Annotated in this window: 9 protein-coding genes, 1 tRNA gene and 2 rRNA genes; 6 read left to right on the top strand and 6 right to left on the bottom strand. The window is 65.6% G+C overall.

Features of this window, described 5'->3' with window-relative positions:
- The first annotated feature begins 124 nt into the window (after positions 1-124).
- The 3 genes from ACK3BB_RS04995 (at position 125) to pheS (ending at position 2,950) form a co-directional block, all read left to right on the top strand.
- Positions 125-766, top strand: a complete 642-nt coding sequence (locus tag ACK3BB_RS04995) for an MSMEG_1061 family FMN-dependent PPOX-type flavoprotein (protein WP_428927627.1) — start codon at positions 125-127, stop codon at positions 764-766.
- A 233-nt stretch (positions 767-999) separates the two neighbouring features.
- The gene (locus ACK3BB_RS04990; RefSeq protein ID WP_428927626.1) at positions 1,000-1,539 is read left to right on the top strand and encodes a DUF4274 domain-containing protein; all 540 of its coding nucleotides are present in this window, start codon (positions 1,000-1,002) and stop codon (positions 1,537-1,539) included.
- 337 nt (positions 1,540-1,876) lie between these two features.
- Positions 1,877-2,950 (top strand): phenylalanine--tRNA ligase subunit alpha, encoded by a 1,074-nt coding sequence (gene pheS, locus ACK3BB_RS04985; RefSeq protein WP_428927625.1) that lies wholly within the window; start codon positions 1,877-1,879, stop codon positions 2,948-2,950.
- Between the two features lie 197 nt (positions 2,951-3,147).
- Here pheS and ACK3BB_RS04980 read toward each other — a convergent pair whose 3' ends face one another.
- The 3 genes from ACK3BB_RS04980 to allB all read right to left on the bottom strand — a co-directional run bounded on the left by ACK3BB_RS04980 (position 3,148) and on the right by allB (position 9,725).
- Complete coding sequence (locus ACK3BB_RS04980) at positions 3,148-5,889, bottom strand: cation-translocating P-type ATPase (RefSeq protein ID WP_428927624.1); 2,742 nt, start codon at positions 5,887-5,889, stop codon at positions 3,148-3,150.
- Positions 5,890-6,111: 222 nt separating this feature from the next.
- Positions 6,112-8,148: an FAD-dependent oxidoreductase gene (locus tag ACK3BB_RS04975; protein ID WP_428927623.1), complete on the bottom strand. Its 2,037-nt coding sequence runs from the start codon at positions 8,146-8,148 to the stop codon at positions 6,112-6,114.
- Positions 8,149-8,303: 155 nt separating this feature from the next.
- A complete protein-coding gene (gene allB, locus ACK3BB_RS04970; RefSeq protein WP_428927622.1) occupies positions 8,304-9,725 on the bottom strand; it encodes an allantoinase AllB in 1,422 nt (473 codons plus the stop codon).
- Between the two features lie 316 nt (positions 9,726-10,041).
- Between allB and ACK3BB_RS04965 the strand changes: the two genes are divergently transcribed.
- The 3 genes from ACK3BB_RS04965 (at position 10,042) to ACK3BB_RS04955 (ending at position 15,434) form a co-directional block, all read left to right on the top strand.
- Positions 10,042-11,526: an alpha/beta fold hydrolase gene (locus ACK3BB_RS04965; RefSeq protein WP_428927621.1), complete on the top strand. Its 1,485-nt coding sequence runs from the start codon at positions 10,042-10,044 to the stop codon at positions 11,524-11,526.
- 135 nt (positions 11,527-11,661) lie between these two features.
- Positions 11,662-14,979, top strand: coding sequence for a hypothetical protein (locus ACK3BB_RS04960; RefSeq protein WP_428927620.1), 3,318 nt, complete (start codon positions 11,662-11,664; stop codon positions 14,977-14,979).
- The gene (locus ACK3BB_RS04955) at positions 14,979-15,434 is read left to right on the top strand and encodes a hypothetical protein (protein ID WP_428927619.1); all 456 of its coding nucleotides are present in this window, start codon (positions 14,979-14,981) and stop codon (positions 15,432-15,434) included. The genes ACK3BB_RS04960 and ACK3BB_RS04955 overlap by 1 nt, the downstream gene beginning before the upstream one ends.
- A gap of 79 nt (positions 15,435-15,513) precedes the next feature.
- Here ACK3BB_RS04955 and ACK3BB_RS04950 read toward each other — a convergent pair.
- From ACK3BB_RS04950 to ACK3BB_RS04940, 3 genes are all read right to left on the bottom strand, one after another.
- Positions 15,514-15,590 (bottom strand) — tRNA-Met (locus ACK3BB_RS04950).
- A 44-nt stretch (positions 15,591-15,634) separates the two neighbouring features.
- Positions 15,635-15,749, bottom strand: a 5S ribosomal RNA gene (gene rrf / locus ACK3BB_RS04945).
- A 218-nt stretch (positions 15,750-15,967) separates the two neighbouring features.
- A 23S ribosomal RNA gene (locus ACK3BB_RS04940) occupies positions 15,968-18,783 on the bottom strand.
- Positions 18,784-18,959 lie beyond the last annotated feature (176 nt).

The following is an 18,959-nucleotide window of genomic DNA, read 5'->3' as shown; positions in this document are numbered from 1 at the left end:
CCCTAACGTCACGACGACCGCCGCGGGCGGCCGGGCCATGACCTGATGCGCCCGGCCACGCCGCGTGTCACTGCCTGCCGGGCCCCGGCGGGCCACCAGGCCGGACAACCCAAGGAGCAGGACCATGGACCAGGTATTCGGGTATGATGTCGACGAGGCGATCGACAGCGAAGAGGCCCTGCGCGCCCATGCCAAGGCCCCCTCGGAGGTCGTGCGCAACAAGGTCACCGATCACGTCGACCCGCTGGCCGCCCGGTTCATCGCCGCCGCGCCGCTGGCCTTCGTGTCGTCGCGCCGGCCCGATGGCGTGCTCGACATGACCCCGCGCGGCGATCCCGCCGGCTTTGTCCACGTGCTCGACCCCAAGACCCTGGCCCTGCCCGACCGGCCGGGCAATTTCCGCATGGATATGTTTGCCAATGTCATGGACAACGGCCAGGTCGGGCTGATCTTCGTCATCCCGGGCATCCGCGACACGCTGCGCGTCTCGGGCACGGCCCGCCTGGTGCGCGACAAGGCCCTGGGCGAGCGCCTGGCCGTGAACGGCAAGCCGCCGCAATTCATCCTGCTGATCCGGGTCAGCCGGGTGATGGGCCATTGCCCCAAGGCCTTCATCCGCGGCAAGATCTGGGAGCCCGAGGCCTGGCCCGACACGTCCGACGTGCCCTCGGTGGCCGAGATGGTCAAGGCCCATGCCGAGCTGCCCCAGCCCATCGAAGAGCTGGAAGAGATCGTGCGGGTGTCGAACACCGAACGGCTGTACTGACCCAGCCCCGCCGCGCCATCGGTTCCGCGCGGCACTCACCACGCCACAGATCGCGCGCGGCGCCCGCCAGGGCGTGGCAAGCCCGCGCTCCGCTTGCATCTTTGCTCCGTTCCGGGCCAGAGATAGCGCGCCGATCGCCCCGTGCGCGCCCTGATCGGCGCGCGCCCAGCCATGCTCCTTCCGCGTGACGGCCGCGCCAGACAGACACAGACAGAGACGTGAAGACCATGAACATGACCCGCATGGACGCCCTGATGAAATACTGGACCGACCCGGAAACCACGATCATCCCGGCCGGCGAGACCGACCAGATCATCGCCTGGCTGGGCCAGCAGGATGCCGACACCTGGCACAAGGTCGTGCTGACCTGGAACTACGACCACGGCGACCGGGTGCTGAACTGGATCCTCGACCAGGAGGCCTGTGACCGGGGCACCGCCGCGCGGGTCTTCATGGTCGAAGGCATGGGCAATTGGGGCGATCACGTGCTGCAGATCGACATCGCCGTTTTCGAAGGTGATCCCCTGTGCGGCAAGGTCCTGCGCAACTGGCCGACCTACCGCAGCGCCGAGCTGGGCCATGGCAGCCACATCCCGGACGGCGCGCTGGAGCGGGTCGATGCCGCGGGCCGGTTCAAGGGCCATGTCATCGACGACGTGCTGCACCATGCCGGCACCCGCGAGGCCGTGTCGCAATTTGCCTCGGAAGACGGCAAGATCGTTATCGATTTCGACCATTGGCTGGACCAGAAGGGCATCACGCTCACCGATTGACCCGCCACCGGCGATCCCCGACGCCATGTCGCCGGATCGCCGGACCACCGCCGCCCTCTCCCCGGGTGCGGGCGGCCCAGGCTTGATGCCCCGCGCCCGCGGATGATCGCCTCTGCGCCCGCGGGGCGTCCCCGGGGTGTTTCCCGACAACCCGCGCGTGGCCGCCGGCGGGGCCAACGCCTTGCCCCTGCCCCCGCTCGGCCATTGCCCTCCACCGGTTCCCCCTCCACTCGGCTCCGACCACGCGACCTCCGCCCCGGCCCTCCGCCAGGGGCAGAACCCTTGCGTTTGACGGTCCCTGTGATAGCAGGGCGCAACACGCAGGAATGAGGCCGACATGGACGATCTGAAGGGCAAATACCTGGGCCAAATCGCCGAGGCCGCCGATGAAGCGGCTCTGGAATCGATCCGCCTGGCCGCCGTGGGCAAGAAGGGCGAGGTTGCCCTGAAGATGCGCGAACTGGGCAAGATGACGCCCGAAGAGCGCCAGACGGCCGGCCCCGCGCTGAACGCGCTGAAGGACGAGATCAACTCGGCATTGGCCGCCAAGAAGGCCGCGCTGGCCGATGCGGCGCTGGACGAGCGGCTGCGCACCGAATGGCTGGATGTCACCCTGCCGTCGCGGCCCGTCCGCCAGGGCACGCTGCACCCGATTTCCCAGGTGTCCGAGGAAGTCACGGCGATCTTCGCCGAGATGGGCTTTTCGGTGGCCGAAGGGCCGCGGATCGACACCGACTGGTACAATTTCGACGCGCTGAACATCCCCGGCCACCACCCCGCGCGGGCCGAGATGGACACGTTCTACATGGCCCGCGCCGAGGGCGACAATCGTCCGCCGCACGTGCTGCGCACCCATACCTCGCCGGTGCAGATCCGCTCGATGGAAAAGATGGGCGCGCCGCTGCGCATCATCTGCCCGGGCGGCGTTTATCGTGCCGATTACGACCAGACCCACACGCCGATGTTCCACCAGGTCGAGGGCCTCGCGCTCGACAAGGACATTTCGATGGCCAACCTGAAATGGGTGCTGGAAGAATTCGTGAAGGCCTTCTTCGAGGTCGACGAGGTCGAGCTGCGCTTCCGCGCGTCGCACTTCCCCTTCACCGAACCCTCGGCCGAGGTCGACATCCGCTGTTCCTGGGAAGGCGGCACGCTGAAGGTCGGCGAAGGCGACGACTGGCTGGAAATTCTGGGCTCGGGCATGGTGCATCCCAAGGTCATCGCGGCCGGCGGGATCGACCCGGAGGTCTACCAGGGCTTTGCCTTTGGCATGGGCATCGACCGGATTGCCATGCTGAAATACGGCATCCCCGACCTGCGCGCCTTCTTCGACAGCGACCTGCGCTGGCTGCGCCATTACGGTTTCTCGGCGCTCGACGTGCCGACCCTGCCCGGCGGCCTCAGCCGCTGAGCCTGGCCTGCCCGGGCGGGTGACCGCACCCCGGGCAGGACGACCGGCGCGTGCCAGGCCCCCGGCCGGCGCGCCCTTTCCCCCTTTTCCCCGCATGATGCTCCCGCCCCCCGGCCCACCACGGCCTTGCCGTGCCGGGCCAGGGCGTTGGGCCGGGCAGCGCGCCTTTCAGGCGCGCTGCGGTTGCACAGGGCGGCCTAGAGCCAGCGCCAGCCGAAGAGGGCCTTGATCGCCGACAGGCCCAGCGTCGGCAGGGCGGCGAGGAAGAAACAGCCGACCAGGTCGTGCAGGGCCAGCCCGGTCGTTCCCAGAACGAACTGGCCCGGCGCGGTGTAGATGGCCAGCAGCGACAGCCCGGCCGACAGCGCCACGGCGCCCAGAAGCACACGGTTTTCCAAGGGGTTGCGCTGGAACAGCGTGGTGGTCGTGCGGCTGTCGAAGATATGCCAGAGCTGGGCGAAGATCAGCGTGGCAAAGGCCGTGGTCTGGGCATAATCGACGCTGGCCCCCGATTGCAGCGCGGCGTGGAAGGCATAATAGGTCAGCCCCCCGATCGCCAGGCCGCGGATCATGATCCGCTCTTTCAGCCCTTCGGCAAACAGCGATTCCCCCCGCCCGCGCGGGGCCTTGCGCATGATGTCGTCCTCGGCGGGCTCCACCCCCAGGGCCAGTGCCGGCAGCCCGTCGGACACCAGGTTGATCCACAGGATCATCAGCGGCGCCAGGGTCAGCTGGGGATCCTGGCCCATCAGCAGGAAGGCCAGCAGGATCGAGAACACCTCGGCCACGTTGGCCGTCAGCCCCTGGCGCACGAACTTGCGCAGGTTGTCGTAGATCCGCCGGCCCTCGCGCACGGCGCCCACGATGGTCGAGAAATTGTCGTCGAGCAGGATCAGCGACGCGCTGTCCTTGGCCACCGACGTGCCGGTGATGCCCATGGCAATGCCGATGTCGGCCGTGCGCAGGGCCGGCGCGTCGTTGACCCCGTCGCCGGTCATGGCCGTGACCAGCTGGTTTTCCTGCAGGGCCCGGACGATGCGCAGCTTGTGTTCCGGCGTGACCCGGGCAAAGACCGCCGCGTTGCGCACCTTTTCGACCAGTTCCTCGTCGCTCGTCGCGTTCAGCTCGGCCCCGGTATGCACGGTCTGGTCGTCGCGTGTCTTGATGCCGATCGACCGGGCGATGGCCTCGGCCGTCACCGCATGATCGCCGGTGATCATGACCACGCGCACCCCGGCCGAGGCCGCATCGGCCACGGCGTCGCGCACTTCGGACCGGGGCGGGTCCATGATGCCGTGGATGCCGACCAGCACGATATCCTGTTCGTGGTGTTCCATGTCGTTGTCGGGGTGATCGTCGGGCACGGCCTTGTAGGCCACGGCCAGGGTGCGCAGGGCCTCGGCCCCGAAACCGGCGATGATGCCCTCGATCCAGGCCCGGTGATCATCCGTCAGGGGCACGGCCTGGCCGTCCTGCAACAGGTGGCTGGCATGGGACAGGATGACATCCGGCGCGCCCTTGGCCGCCAGCATGCGGCCCATGCCCGGCACGTCGACCAGGATGCTCATCATCTTGCGGCTGCTGTCGAAGGGAAAGACCCGCAACCGGCGCACCCCGTGTTCGGCCTCCATGCCTTCGCGGGTCAGCCCGGCCTTGGCCGCGGCCACCATCAGCGCGCCGTCGGTCGGGTTGCCCTGCACGCCGGCCCGGCCGTCGGTCTCGGTCAGCACGGCCTCGTTGCAATAGGCCGAGATCTGCAACATGCGCATCAGGTCCGAGCCCGGCGCCACCTCGACGGCCTGGCCCGCATCGTCGACAAAGGCCCCGCGAGGGTCGAACCCCTCGCCCGTGACCTGCCATTCCTGCCCGCCGGTCCAGACCCGCATGACCTGCATCTGGTTCTGGGTCAGCGTGCCGGTCTTGTCGGAACAGATGACCGACGTCGTGCCCAGGGTCTCGACCGACGACAGCTTGCGCACCAGCGCGTTTTCCCGGGCCATGGCCTGCGATCCCAGGGTCAGCACGATGGTCACCACGGTGGGCAGGCCCTCGGGGATGGCCGCGACCGACAGGGAAATGGCCGTGTTCAGCATTTCCACGGCATCCATGCCATGGCTCAGCCCGATGCCGATGACGATGGCCACGACCAGGAAGGCCGCGCCCATCAGCACGCGCGACAGGGCGTCGATGCGCTCTTGCAGGGGCGTGCGGGGCTCTTCGGCCGCGGCCATCAGCCCGGCGATATGGCCGACCTCGGTCTGCATGCCCGTCGCCGTGACCAGGCCCAGCCCGGTGCCACCGGTGACCAGCGTCGACATGAACCCCATGTTGCGCCGGTCGGCCAGGGTGATGTCGTCCTCGCCGGCATCGGGGGCCAGCGGATCGGTATGCTTGTCGACCGGCTCGCTTTCACCGGTCAGCGCGGCTTCGTCGATTTCCAGCCGCGCGGCATCGACCAGGCGGATATCGGCGGGCACGATGTCACCGGCCTTGAGCCGCAGGATGTCGCCGGGCACCAGGTCGGCGGCCAGGATGTCGGCCCATTGGCCATCGCGCAGGACCATGGCATGGGGCGCGGCCATGGCGCTGAGCGCGGCCATGGATTTCTGGGCCGAGTATTCCTGCCAAAAGCCAATGCCCGCATTGATCAGCACGATGACAAAGATGGCCACGGCATCGACCCAATGGCCGGTATAGGCCGAGATCACCGCGCCGATCATCAGGATGACCAGCAGGGGATTTTTCAGCTGTTCGATCAGCAGGTCCAGCGCCGAGGCCTGGCGCGCTTCGGCCAGCTTGTTCGGCCCGTGGCGGGCCAGCCGGGCGGCGGCCTCGTCGCTGCTCAGCCCCCGGTCGGGATCGGCCCCCAACCCCAGCGCGGCCTGCCCGGCCGCAACAAGATACGGCCTGCCGGTCCCGGCATGCTCCTGGTCCAACATCTGTCCCCGCTCCCTGCGCCTGAATGATCCGTTGGCCGGATCAGTCTAGCACGGATCATGCTGCGTTGCCGCGTAATTCTGCCGCAGGTGCAGCATCAAGCACAGATGGCCGGCAGGGACAGGGCGAAACAGGCAGCGCCAAGCCGGCGGCCCGCGCATCCGGACAGGGTCTTGGCCCGGATTTGAACCAGCAAGGCAGGTCCGCGACCGGACCCGCCCCGGCTACAGCCGCGCGCCCAGGCGCAGGGCGTCGTAGATCGCGGCATGGGTGTTGCGCGCGGCCACGGCATCGCCGATGCGGAACAGCTGGAAAGCCCCGTCGGCATTGCGCCGCACCGCCTGTGGCCGGCCGTCGATCAGCGCGGCATGGTCGATCTCGCCCAGGTTGGACGACAGCGGGCGCAGGTCGAGATACAGCTCGTGCATCGGCCGGGTGCCGGCATTGACCACAACCTGGTCGACCTGCCTCTCGCGGGTGGCATCGGTGAAATCGCTGCCCAGAACGGCCAGCAGACCGTTGCCCTCGCGGCGCACGGCGTCCAGCTTCCATGTCACGGTGAATGTCACGTCCATCCGCTGCAACGCCCGCATCGCCGGGGTCAGCGACATCGACATCACCTCGGACGAAATCCCCCGGTCGCGGGTGACCATCTCAACCCGGGCGCCGCTGGCCGCGATCATCTCGGCAGCCTGCAGCGCGGCCGGATCGCCGGCATCGTCGTAGATCAGCACGTTGCTGCCCGGCCGGGCATCGCCCGACAGGATGTCCCAGGCCGACAGCACCAGCCCCTCGCCCTCGGCCAGCACATCGGTATGGGGCAGCCCGCCGGTGGCCACGATGACCACGTCGGGCGCCTCGGCCAGGACCGTGTCGGCCTCGGCATAGGAATTGAAGTGGAACCGCACGCCCAGCCGCTCGCATTCGGCCAGCCGCCAGTCGATCAGCGAGATCATCTCGGCCCGGCGCGGGCTGCGCGCGGTCAGCCGGACCTGGCCGCCGGCATCGCTGGCCGCCTCGTGCACGATCACCTCGTGCCCGCGTTCACCGGCCACCCGCGCGGCTTCCAGCCCGGCCGGCCCGGCGCCGACGATGACCACCCGCCGGGGCGTGTCGGCCCGGGGCACGGCATGGGGCTGTTCCAGCTCTCGCCCCGTGGCCGGATTGTGCAGGCACAGGGCCATGCCACCCTGGTAGATCCGGTCGAGACAGTAATTCGCCCCGACGCAGGGCCGGATGCGGTCTTCCTCGCCGCGCAGGATCTTGGCCACGATATGGGGATCGGCCAGGTGGGCCCGGGTCATGCCGACCATGTCCAGCTTGCCCGCCGCGATGGCATGGCGCGCGGTGGCCACGTCCTGGATGCGCGCGGCGTGGAAGGTCGGAAAGTCAGTCGCCGCGCGCAGTTCGCCGGCAAAATCCAGGTGCGGCGCCGAGGCCATGCCCTGCACCGGGATCACGTCGGTCAGCGCCGCGTCGGTGTCGATATGGCCGCGCGTGACATTGAGGAAATCGACCATCCCGCTGTCGCGCAGCCGGCGCGAGATCTCGATCCCGTCGGCCGCCGTCAGCCCTCCGGCCATGACCTCGTCGCCCGAATAGCGCACGCCGACGATGAAATCCGGGCCCACCCGCTCGCGGATCGCGCCCAGCACGTCAAAGGTGAACCGCAGCCGATTGTCGAGACTGCCCCCGTAATCGCCATCCAGCTGGTTCGTCAGCGGCGACCAGAACTGGTCCATCAGGTGGCCATAGGCCTCCAGCTCGATCCCATCGAGCCCGGCGGCCTGCATCCGTTCGGCCGCATCGGCATAATCGCGGGTGATCCGCGCGATGTCCCAGTCTTCGACCAGCTTGGGAAAGGCCCGGTGCGCCGGCTCGCGATCGCCGGTCGAGGACAGCACGGGCAGCCAGTCGCCCTGGTCCCAGCGGGTGCGCCGGCCCAGGTGGGTCAGCTGGATCATCACCGCCGCGCCGTGGTCGTGGCATTCGTCGACCAGCTGTTTCATCCAGCCGACGACCTCGTCCTTCCAGGCCAGGATGTTGTTGAAGGCCGGCGGGCTGTCGCGCGAGACCGAGGCCGAGCCGGCCGTCATGGTCATGGCCACCCCGGCCCGTGCCCGTTCGACATGATAGGCCCGGTAACGCGCCTTGGGCATCCCGTCTTCGGCATAGGCCGGTTCGTGGCTGGTAATCATCAGCCGGTTCTTCAGCGTCAGATGTTTCAGCCGGTAGGGCTGCAGCAACGGGTCCTGGGACATGGGTGCTCCTGGGCATTCTCCTGGGTCTGTCCGGTGACAGTTCCGACAATGGCCCGGCCTGTCAAATGCCGCGTGCGCGCCGGTGCATCCTTTGTGTCCCTGAAATGGGACATTGTCCGATTTCAGGGACACACCTCACCATCGGGCGGGGCCGGTCACCACGGTTGGCGGCCCGGTTCCAGGATCGCCCGGGTGGTCGTGGCCTCGTTGCGCGGGGCCGGTGCGGGCATCTCGGGGCGCAGCATGCGGCCGCTGCCCGGCCGTCCCACCACCCGCCCGTCGACGGCCACGCTCTGGCCGCGGACCAGCGTGCGCACCACCGACCCGGTGACCTGCCAGCCGTCATAAGGCGTGACCTTCCCCCGCGAGGCCAGCCCCGCCGCCGTGATCACATGAGGCCGGGCCGGATCGACCAGGGCGATATCGGCCTCGGCCCCGACCCGCAGCACCCCCTTGCGCCCGTAGAGGCCAAAGGCCCGGGCCGGGGCCGTGGTCATCATCCGCACCAGCTCTTCCAGCGTCATCCGCCCGCGCGACACGGCATCCAGCATCAGCGGCACCGAGGTCTGAACCCCCGGGAACCCACAGGCCATGTCCCAGATCGTGGCGCCGTCCTTTTCCTCGGGCGCATGGGGCGCGTGATCGGTGGCCACCATGTCGATCGTGCCGTCCAGCAGCGCCTGCCACAGCGGTTCCTGGTGCGTTGCCTGGCGGATCGGCGGGTTCATCCGCAGGATATGGCCGCCCGGCTCCAGCATCTGCTCGGCCGACAGGTACAGGTATTGCGGCAGGGTCTCGACCGTCATGTCGACACCCCGCGACTTGTGCCAGCGGATATGCGGGATCGAGGCCGCGCAGCTTTCGTGCACGATGTGGATACGCGCGCCGGTCCATTCGGCCAGCACGGCCGACCGGGTCAGAGCCTCGACAGCCACGACATCGGTCCGCGCGGCCAGGTGGGCCAGCGGATCGGTGCGCCCGGCGGCCTTCATGCGGTTCTGGCGCCAGAACAGGATCGGCGAGTTTTCCGCATGGATCGAACAGCGCAGGCCCAGCCGGGCCAGGATCTCGAAGCCTTCCAGCACGGCCCCGTCATTCGGGCAGGGCAGATCGCCGGTCGTATTGCCGAGAAACAGCTTGAACCCGATGACCCCGGCCTCGGCCAGGTCGTCGAGCTGGTCGAGGTTGTGTTCGCCCAGCAGCCCGTAAATGCCGTAATCGACGATGCTCTTGGCCTCGGCCTCGGCGGCCTTGGCCCGGAAATTGGCCAGGCTGTCGACGGCCGGCACGGTGTTGGGCATGTCGAAGACCGTGGTCACCCCGCCCAGGGCGGCGGCCTGGCTGCCGGTCAGCCAGTCTTCCTTGTGGGTCATGCCCGGATCGCGGAAATGGACATGCACGTCGATCAGCCCCGGCAGGGCGAACAGCCCCGTGGCATCGATGACCTCGTGGCCTTCGGGAGCGATCTGGCCGGGCTTGGCCAGCGCGGCGACAAGGCCGTCGCGGATCAGGATGTCGGCCGCCTGGCGCCCGTCGGCATTGACGATCGTGGCGCCGGTGATGAGCGTGGAGGTCATGGGCTGTCCTTCGTGATACCTTGGGGCCGGGCCGCCACCCAATCATCCGGGGCGCCGGGCGCAAGATCGGGCGGCAGCAGGCGGGACGCATTCCCCCGATGTTGCCCGATCGGGTCGCAAACGCCCAGACCTTGGGCATCCGGCCCGGCCCATGCGCCGGGCTCTTCGGCGCCGGCCTGCCCATGCCCCGCATCCGCGCGCCCCACCCGGGCAAAGCCGTCGCTTTCGCGGTGGTAATCCGGTGACCGAACCGTGTATTTTCGTGGCGGATCAAGGGCCTTGCCGCCCGCATGGATGATCCTGGGGGACATCGCGCATGGAGACCGGGCAAACGCTGAACGTGTCACTTCTGGGAGAGTTGCGGCTGAGCCGGGATGGCCAGGACATTGCCCTGCCGGCCTCGCGCAAGTCGCGCGCCCTGCTGGCCTTCCTGGTGGCCACCGAGCGGCCGCATCGGCGGGAGCGGCTGTGCGAATTGTTCTGGGACCTGCCCGACGACCCCAAGGCCGCGCTGCGCTGGTCGCTGAGCAAGCTGCGCAAGGTGATGGACGCGCCCGACCATCCGCGCATCCTGGCCGACCGCGAGCGGGTGGCACTGGACCTGGCCGGGGTGACCGTTGACCTGCACCAGATCCGCGCGGCCCTGCGCCAGCCGCCCGAGGACCTGCCCGTGACCCTGTTGGAACACATGGCCCGCCAGCTGGACCAGCCGCCCTGCGACGGGCTGGACGGGGCCGGGGACGATGGCTTTGACACCTGGCTGTTCGCCGAGAGGGCCGATGCCGAAAGCGCGCGCATCCGGGTGCTGCGCGCCCTGGCCCGCCACCCCGACCTGCCCGCCGTCGAGGCCGGAAAATGGCGGCGGCTGTGGCACGAGGCCGATCCCGAGGCCGCCGAAGCCGATACCGCCACCCCGCCCCCTGCTCAACCGCGCCCGCCCGCCGAAACCGGGCTGCGGGCCCAGCGGATCGGGTTCTGCGACGTGCCGGACGGCACCAAGATCGCCTATGCCAGCGTCGGGTCCGGCCCGCCCCTGCTCAAGGCGGCCAACTGGCTGACCCACCTGGAATTCGACTGGACCAGCCCGATCTGGGGCAAGAGCTTTGCCGCCATGGCCCGTGACCGGACCTTTATCCGCTATGACGAGCGGGGCTGCGGCCTGTCCGACTGGAACGTGCGCGACCTGGGCTTTGACGCCTTTGTCGAAGACCTGGAAATCGTGGCCGACCGGCTGGGGCTGGACCGGTTCCCGCTGTTGGGCATCTCGCAGGGGGCGGCGGTGTCGATCGAATATGCCGTGCGCCACCCCGAACGGGTGTCCGGGCTGATCCTGATCGGCAGCTATGCCGCCGGCTGGCTGCACCATGCGACCGACGAGGAAAAGGCCCGGCGCGAGGCCGTCCAGGCCCTGACCCGCGTCGGCTGGGGCACCGACAACCCGGCCTATCGCCATATCTTCTCGCAGACCTTCATGCCCGACGCCGCCCCGGCCGAGCTGGCCTGGTTCGACGATTTCCAGAGGCTGACAACCTCGCCCGAGAATGCCGCGCGGTTCCAGGAGGCCTTTGGCACGATCGACGTGCGCGACCGGCTGGCCGATGTGCGCGCGCCGACCATCGTGCTGCATTCGCGCGACGACCAGCGCATTCCGCTGGCCGAGGGCCGGGCCGTGGCCTCGGGGATACCGGGAGCCGAGTTCGTGCCGCTTGACAGCCGCAACCATGTCTTGGTCGATTATGAACCAGCCTGGCAAAGCTGCGAGACGGCGATCCGCGATTTCCTGGCCCGGCACGGCATCTGATCTGCCCATTTTCCGGGCAATTCAGGCCACCGCCCCGTCATCGGGGCGTTTCGCCGGCCGGTTACAACGGTGGTGACAACGCTCGGCGGGCAGGCTGGGCGCATTGGTGAAAGGTTTTTGGGACGAGGTCGCGCGATGGACGTCACTGGGTGGTTTTTCTGCAATAGCTACCTGCTGGGCGGGCGTGGCCGTGCGCCCGACCAGGCGACGCAACAGGCCGCCTTTGAACGGATCCGCGACCAGGCCCGGTTCCAGCTGGGCATGATCACCGGGGCCGACCCGCGCGTGGCGCAATTGTCGACCGACCTCACCCAGGCCGAAGGCCTTGTGCCGGCCCAGCTCGACCAGGCCACGACCCGGGCCCAGGCGATCCTCGAAGAAGCCCGCCAGCTGGTGCTGACCTTCGCCCCCCGGCGCGTGCGCGGCGAAGAGCTGACCCGCGACCTGGCCGCATTGCCGGCCAATCCCGCCGGGGCCCTGCCCGCCGACATCCAGGCGATGGACCAGCTGCGCAACGGGATCCCCCTGCTGCTGGCCGCCGAGTTTCCGACCCAGGTCGACCTGACCCAGGCCGCGGCCGACCTGGCTGCCTTGCGCCAGCGGATCGACGCCAGCCTGGCCGAGATCGCCGCGCGCCCGGCCGTCCGCGCCCGGCTGACCGAAGAGCACACGGCCCTGCGCCAGCGGATGGATTTCCTCGACGCCCAGTTGCAAGGGCTGATGAACGCTCCCAATTTTGCCCAGCACCAACAGGAGTTGCAGGACATCCGCACCAACGGCGTTGCCCCGATCGGCATGGCCGTGCTGCTGGACGACCCGGTGCAGATCCAGGCCCATACGGCCGGGCTGGCCGCGCTGCAGACCCGGATCGAGCAGCTGGACGCGGCCATGAAAACCGATCTCGGCCCCGAGGTCCGCGCCCAGGTCGGTGCCTTGAACCTGGATCCCGACGAAGAAGACGCGCTGGTCGCCATGGGCCAGGACGATGTTGCGGCCTTTGCCAAGGCCCGGCAATTGCTGAACCGGCTGGACGCTGCATCGGGCGGTGGACCGGCCACCCGCCAGGCGGTCAGCACCGCAAGGACACAGTTCGAGTTGGCAGAACAGGCCGAGCAGCAGGCCTATGCCGACACGCAATTGGTGCCGCCACCGGCCAATGCCCAGGCCCTGTACAACCAGGCCCGGCAAGCCCGGCGCGACCGGGCCCGCGAATACGTGGCGCTTGTGCAGAAACGGGAATTCCTGTCGGCACTGGCCGGGGGGCCGCTGTCGGGCGAACCGGCCAACGCCATTCCGCGCGACGCCAAGTCCGACATGATCGACATCTTCGACCGTCATCACGGGCTGGGCGCCAGCACCGTCGAAATGGCCGGCCGGTCTCCCCATCCCGAACACGTGGTCAAGCAGGCCACCAAGATGTGCGACCGGCTGGATGCCGGCTTTGCCGATGCCAATGGCGGGCCTCAGATGCCCGGCCGGGCTGCCCGGGCCTATGCCCGGCGGTTGACCCGCCTGGCCGCCAACCTGCCGCCCGAACATATGGACGGGCTGGATGCCTACCTGGACGCCGGGCGCCACCAGCAGCCCCTGCCCGCGCAACTGGCCACAGCCGGCAAGGGCGTCGAAGAGGTCGGCCAGGATCGCGTGCGGTTCCTGAGCAGGGCGCTTCTGGGCGCGAATGGCGCGCTGGATTTCGCCGGCGCCCGGGCTGCGCTGGAGGACCTGACCTATCATCCCGATTGCGCCGCCGCGCCGACTGCGGCCCAGGTCGCCTTCATGAAGGACACGCTGGACTGGCTCGAACAATCGCCACAGGCCCAGGCGCTGATCGCGAATGCCACGGCCCCCGCTCCGGGCCAGGGCGACACGCTGGTGCGCAAAGATACCGGGATGACCCCTGCCGCCGGCGCTCCCCCGCCGCCCCTGACGGCAGATCACACCCGTCGGGCCCTACTGGGGGCGATGCTGACCCCGCCGCGCCAGGGCGACGTCGGATCCTGTTTTGCCACCGGGCCGGTCATCAAGCACCGCGGGAACAAACCTTTGGAAACCATGCAGATCCTGCACGATCTGGCCGTCAACGGCACCTTCCAGCCGGTGCAGGGCGATCCGGTGCACGCGGTCACCAACATGCACGGGCGAGGCAATGCGCTGATGCGCAGCTTTGAATACACCCTGGCCACGGCCGGCGCGCGCCAGGCCCCGGCCCGCCGGAACGAACAGCTCGATCAGTCGGTCGAACGGGTGGGCGCTCTTCTGGATCGCAAGATCGGCCGCACGCGTCGCAAGTCTGTCGGCGCCCGCCTGCGCCGGGTGATCAGCGAATCTGTCAAGCTGATCTACGATCCCGAGCGCGTGCTGCCCCCGGGCCCCGATGGCCGGTCGAGCCACGGCGGCTACATTCTGAAGGATACGCGCAATGACAGGCCGATCCAAAACCTGAATGAATACCAGGCGTTGATTCAGGATATCGTCCAGGCTGAGGTCCGTGAGAGCGATACGCCCTATTTCCATAGCGTCAATGAAGTGCTCGATCAGGTTAATCTGGCAGAGTTCGCGGATGCGATAAAAATCAATGGCAAATTCCCCTGGGATCTGTCTGGTGGCGGGTCGGCCCGGGATGCTTTCCTGGCGCTGGAAGGCAATTACCAGGAAGATGAGATGGCCCGTCACAACGCCATGCAGGGGCACAGCCGCAGCGACCGGGCCAAGGAAATCCTGAAATCCGCGGTGCAGATGGCCGACCAAACCCCGGGTGCCGCGCCGGATGCGATGTCGACGGCGTTCAACCATGTACATGCCTACAACCTGTTGCCCGGCCACGCCGATCTAGACGCGCTCAAGGCCGGCGGCCCGCCGAATCTGTTGGCGAATATCCAGGCCCAGTTGGTGACACCCGCACAGAATTTGTCGAACCAGGCGGTTGCGACCGAGCGGCTTTGCCGTAGTTTCGAAAAGGCGTTGAACCCACTCTATCGCCGGATGACCGATGCCGGAGCGCGGGCACAACTGATCACCGATCTTGACAATGGCATGCCGGCGAACCGGATGACCCCCGCGCAATACCTGCAACATGTGGAAAACGCGACAATCGCCTGCCGCAACCTCGAGACCCAGGCACGATTGCAGGCCTGGATCGCGGCCCAACCCGCAGCGCCCACCGCAGGTGAACAGGCGGCCGAGCAGACCAGGATCGAGGACAAGTTGCTGGATATCCTGCGGACCGGCACGGAAGACGAGCTGATGAACGATCTGCAGGTCCCGCACATTGTCGTGGCGGATTCCAACTGGGGCGATGCCAGCTCGAACGAGTATTTTGTCATTGCCGCCGATCCGGTCCTGGGCGAACCCTTCCTGGGTTTATGGACCGAACCGCCGGGGAAACTGTCGAAAATGCCCAATGAGGCGGATTTCGCCGCCTGCGGCTGGTATCAATTGAAGGAAGCGCCGTGATGGTCGATCTGGCTGACATCGAAATGGGATTTTCAGAGGGTGATGCGCGCGTGGCCTTTGTCGGCGACGATGAATACGCATCGGTCGAGGCGCTGGTCGCCGCGGTGCCGGATCTGGTGTCCGAGGCGCCGGTGATCCTGGCCCGTGCAGTGGTGCATTTTGCCCGGGGCCGCGCCTATCGCGTGATCGAAGACCCCGCCCGTTTTGCCGAAAGGTATCGCGCCCAGGTCGCACGCGAAGACCCCGACCAGCCCTGGAAAGAGGGCGTGTTTCGCCTGCGCGATTTCGGGGCGCCCGATTACGACAAGATCACCGCGCCATTGGTGGGTGATGGCGGCTTGACCTGTTTCGCCGAGGATCGGGCGACCGGCCTGCCCTATTGCGTGACGGCCCCGACCTCAGACTTGTCCGCACCCGGCTTTGCGCCCGTGCCCCTCTTTCCGATCGAGGGGTGATCGAGCGGCAGACGACAGGACAAACGCAGAAAAGCCCGCATTATGCGGGCTGGGCGTGTTGTTGTTTTTTTGGGAAAGTTGGTTGCGGGGAGAGGATTTGAACCTCTGACCTTCAGGTTATGAGCCTGACGAGCTACCTGGCTGCTCCACCCCGCGACACTTTTCGATTTACACGTTAGAGAGGCTTGGCTTTTTGCTAGGTTTGGCGGTGAGCTACTCTCCCACGTCTTGAGACGCAGTACCATTGCCGCGGCGGCACTTAACTTCCGGGTTCGGGAAGGGACCGGGTGTTTTGCTCGCGCTATGGCCACCAAACCGAGTAAAAAGCCAACGTCGCGCTTTGCGCGACGGGCGCCAGGCAGCGTCTTTTGCATGGCAAAAGGCGCGTTGGCGCACGTTGACGTTCCAGGCGCGCATGTGAGGATGTCACATGCGGCCTGCAGTCAATATCAACGTGTTGTCCAGGTTTTGTACATCATGTGATGTGTATGCGATTTGGTCTGATTTGGGTAACAGTCTGCCTGTTACTGGATCAAATCAAGCCTATCGGGCCATTAGTACCGGTCAGCTGAACGTATCGCTACGCTTACACCTCCGGCCTATCGACGTGGTCGTCTACCACGGCCCTCAGGGAGACCTTGTTTTGAGGGGGGCTTCCCGCTTAGATGCCTTCAGCGGTTATCCTGTCCGATCATAGCTACCCAGCACTGCTATTGGCATAACAACTGGTCCACCAGTGGATCGTTCACCCCGGTCCTCTCGTACTAGGGGCAACTCCTCTCAAGTCTCCTACACCCACGGCAGATAGGGACCGAACTGTCTCACGACGTTCTAAACCCAGCTCACGTACCTCTTTAAACGGCGAACAGCCGTACCCTTGGGACCTGCTCCAGCCCCAGGATGAGATGAGCCGACATCGAGGTGCCAAACACTGCCGTCGATATGGACTCTTGGGCAGTATCAGCCTGTTATCCCCGGCGTACCTTTTATCCGTTGAGCGATGGCCCTTCCACTCGGGACCACCGGATCACTATGGCCGTCTTTCGACTCTGCTCGACTTGTCAGTCTTGCAGTCAGGCTGGCTTCTGCCATTGCACTCAACGAGCGATTTCCGACCGCTCTGAGCCAACCTTCGCGCGCCTCCGTTACGCTTTAGGAGGCGACCGCCCCAGTCAAACTACCCACCACAGAGGGTCCCGGACCCGGATAACGGGCCGCGGTTAGACAACAAGAATGCGAAGGGTGGTATCTCAAGGGAGGCTCCACGGAAACTGGCGTTCCCGGTTCAAAGCCTACCACCTATCCTGCACATCCCAGTCCTGTTGCCAGTCTGAAGTTGTAGTAAAGGTGCACGGGGTCTTTCCGTCTAACCGCGGGAAGCCTGCATCTTGACAGGCAATTCAATTTCGCTGAGTCGATGTTGGAGACAGCGGGGAAGTCGTTACGCCATTCGTGCAGGTCGGAACTTACCCGACAAGGAATTTCGCTACCTTAGGACCGTTATAGTTACGGCCGCCGTTTACCTGGGCTTCAATTCAGAGCTCTCACCCCTCCTTTTAACCTTCAGGCACCGGGCAGGCGTCAGACCCTATACGTCGTCTTGCGACTTCGCAGAGCCCTGTGTTTTTAATAAACAGTCGCCACCCCCTGGTTTGTGCCCCCGGCACTCATGTACCGGGCCTCCTTCTCGCGAACTTACGGAGGTATTTTGCCGAGTTCCTTCAACATCGTTCTCTCAAGCGCCTTGGTATGCTCTACCAGTCCACCTGTGTCGGTTTAGGGTACGGTCTGATGGAGGGCTATTTCCAGGAACCGTCTTGGATACGCATCAATCCGATAAGATACGCACGCCGCCACGATCCGTCACATCCTCCTGGCCCAGTAATATTAAACTGGTTCCCATCGCCTACGCCTTTCGGCCTCGGCTTAGGGGCCGGCTTACCCTGCTCAGATTAGCTTTAAGCAGGAACCCTTGGACTTTCGGCGAGAGTGTCTCTCACACTCTTTGTCGCTACTCATGTCATCATTCTCGCTAGTGATCTCTCCACCGGATGGCTCACGCCCCGGCTTCATCGAAAGCCTCTTGTCTCCAATGCAGGCGAACCTGCTAAGGAGACATGAGACTATGTCACACTACGCTCTGCTACCATGCCTTACGGCATCCTCAGCTTCGGCTCATGGCTTGAGCCCCGTTACATCTTCGCCGCAGGACAACTTGTTTAGACCAGTGAGCTGTTACGCTATCTTTAAAGGATGGCTGCTTCTAAGCCAACCTCCTGGTTGTTTTGGTCGTCCCACCTGCTTTCCCACTTAGCCATGAATTGGGGGCCTTAGCTGGAGGTCAGGGTTGTTTCCCTCTCCACTACGGGCGTTAGCACCCGCAGTGTGTCTGCCATCTAGTACTCCCGGGTATTCGGAGTTTGGTTAGGATCAGTAAGCCTGTGGGGCCCCATTACCCATCCAGTGCTCTACCCCCCGGGGTATTCGGATGACGCTCTACCTAAATAGATTTCGCAGAGAACCAGCTATCTCCGAGTTTGATTGGCCTTTCACCCCTAGGCACAATTCATCCCGACCTTTTTCAACAGGTGTGGGTTCGGCCCTCCAGTTGGTGTTACCCAACCTTCAGCCTGATCATGCCTAGATCACTCGGTTTCGGGTCTGATCCCACGAACTCGACGCCCTATTAAGACTCGCTTTCGCTGCGCCTACACCTAACGGCTTAAGCTTGCACGTGAGACCAAGTCGATGACCCATTATACAAAAGGTACGCCGTCACCCCGAAGGGCTCCGACTGATTGTAGGCGTTCGGTTTCAGGTACTGTTTCACTCCCCTCGTCGGGGTGCTTTTCACCTTTCCCTCACGGTACTGGTTCACTATCGGTCAGTAAGGAGTACTTAGCCTTCGGAGGTGGTCCTCCGATCTTCGAACAGGATTTCACGTGTCCCGCCCTACTTAATACGTCCCATCGAGCTTAGAATACGGGGCTGTCACCCGCTATGGCCATGCTTCCCAACATGTTCTTCTCACTCTCAAGGCTCGGCTGGTCCCCGTTCGCTCGCCGCTACTAGGGGAGTATCTATTGATGTCCTTTCCTCCGGGTACTTAGATGTTTCAGTTCCCCGGGTTTGCTCTTAAAACCCTATGTATTCAGGTAATAAGTACCAGATTAAGCCCGCTATAAGCTGCCATAAGGCAATTATAACAAACTTTCTGGTGGGTTGCCCCATTCGGAAATTCCTGGATCAAAGCTTATTCTCAGCTCCCCAGGACTTATCGCAGAGTATCACGTCCTTCATCGCCTCTTACTGCCAAGGCATTCACCAAACGCCCTTCTCGCGCTTGATTTGATCCAGAAAGAGACAGACATGATATAATGCCCTACCGCTTTGCTACTTGAGGGCAATGGGTGCCCAAAGGTAGCGGGTAGAACGATCAAGATCCATCGCGATCGATATGGGAAGCTGGAACAACCCTCGATCCCTGTTTCCGGACCAAAAAGCATACTATCCCAGATCCATTAC

This window comes from Marinibacterium sp. SX1, assembly GCF_050389775.1.
Taxonomy (GTDB): domain Bacteria; phylum Pseudomonadota; class Alphaproteobacteria; order Rhodobacterales; family Rhodobacteraceae; genus Marinibacterium.
Note: the sequence above shows the minus strand (reverse complement) of the source record. Positions and strands in the feature narration are given on the sequence as shown.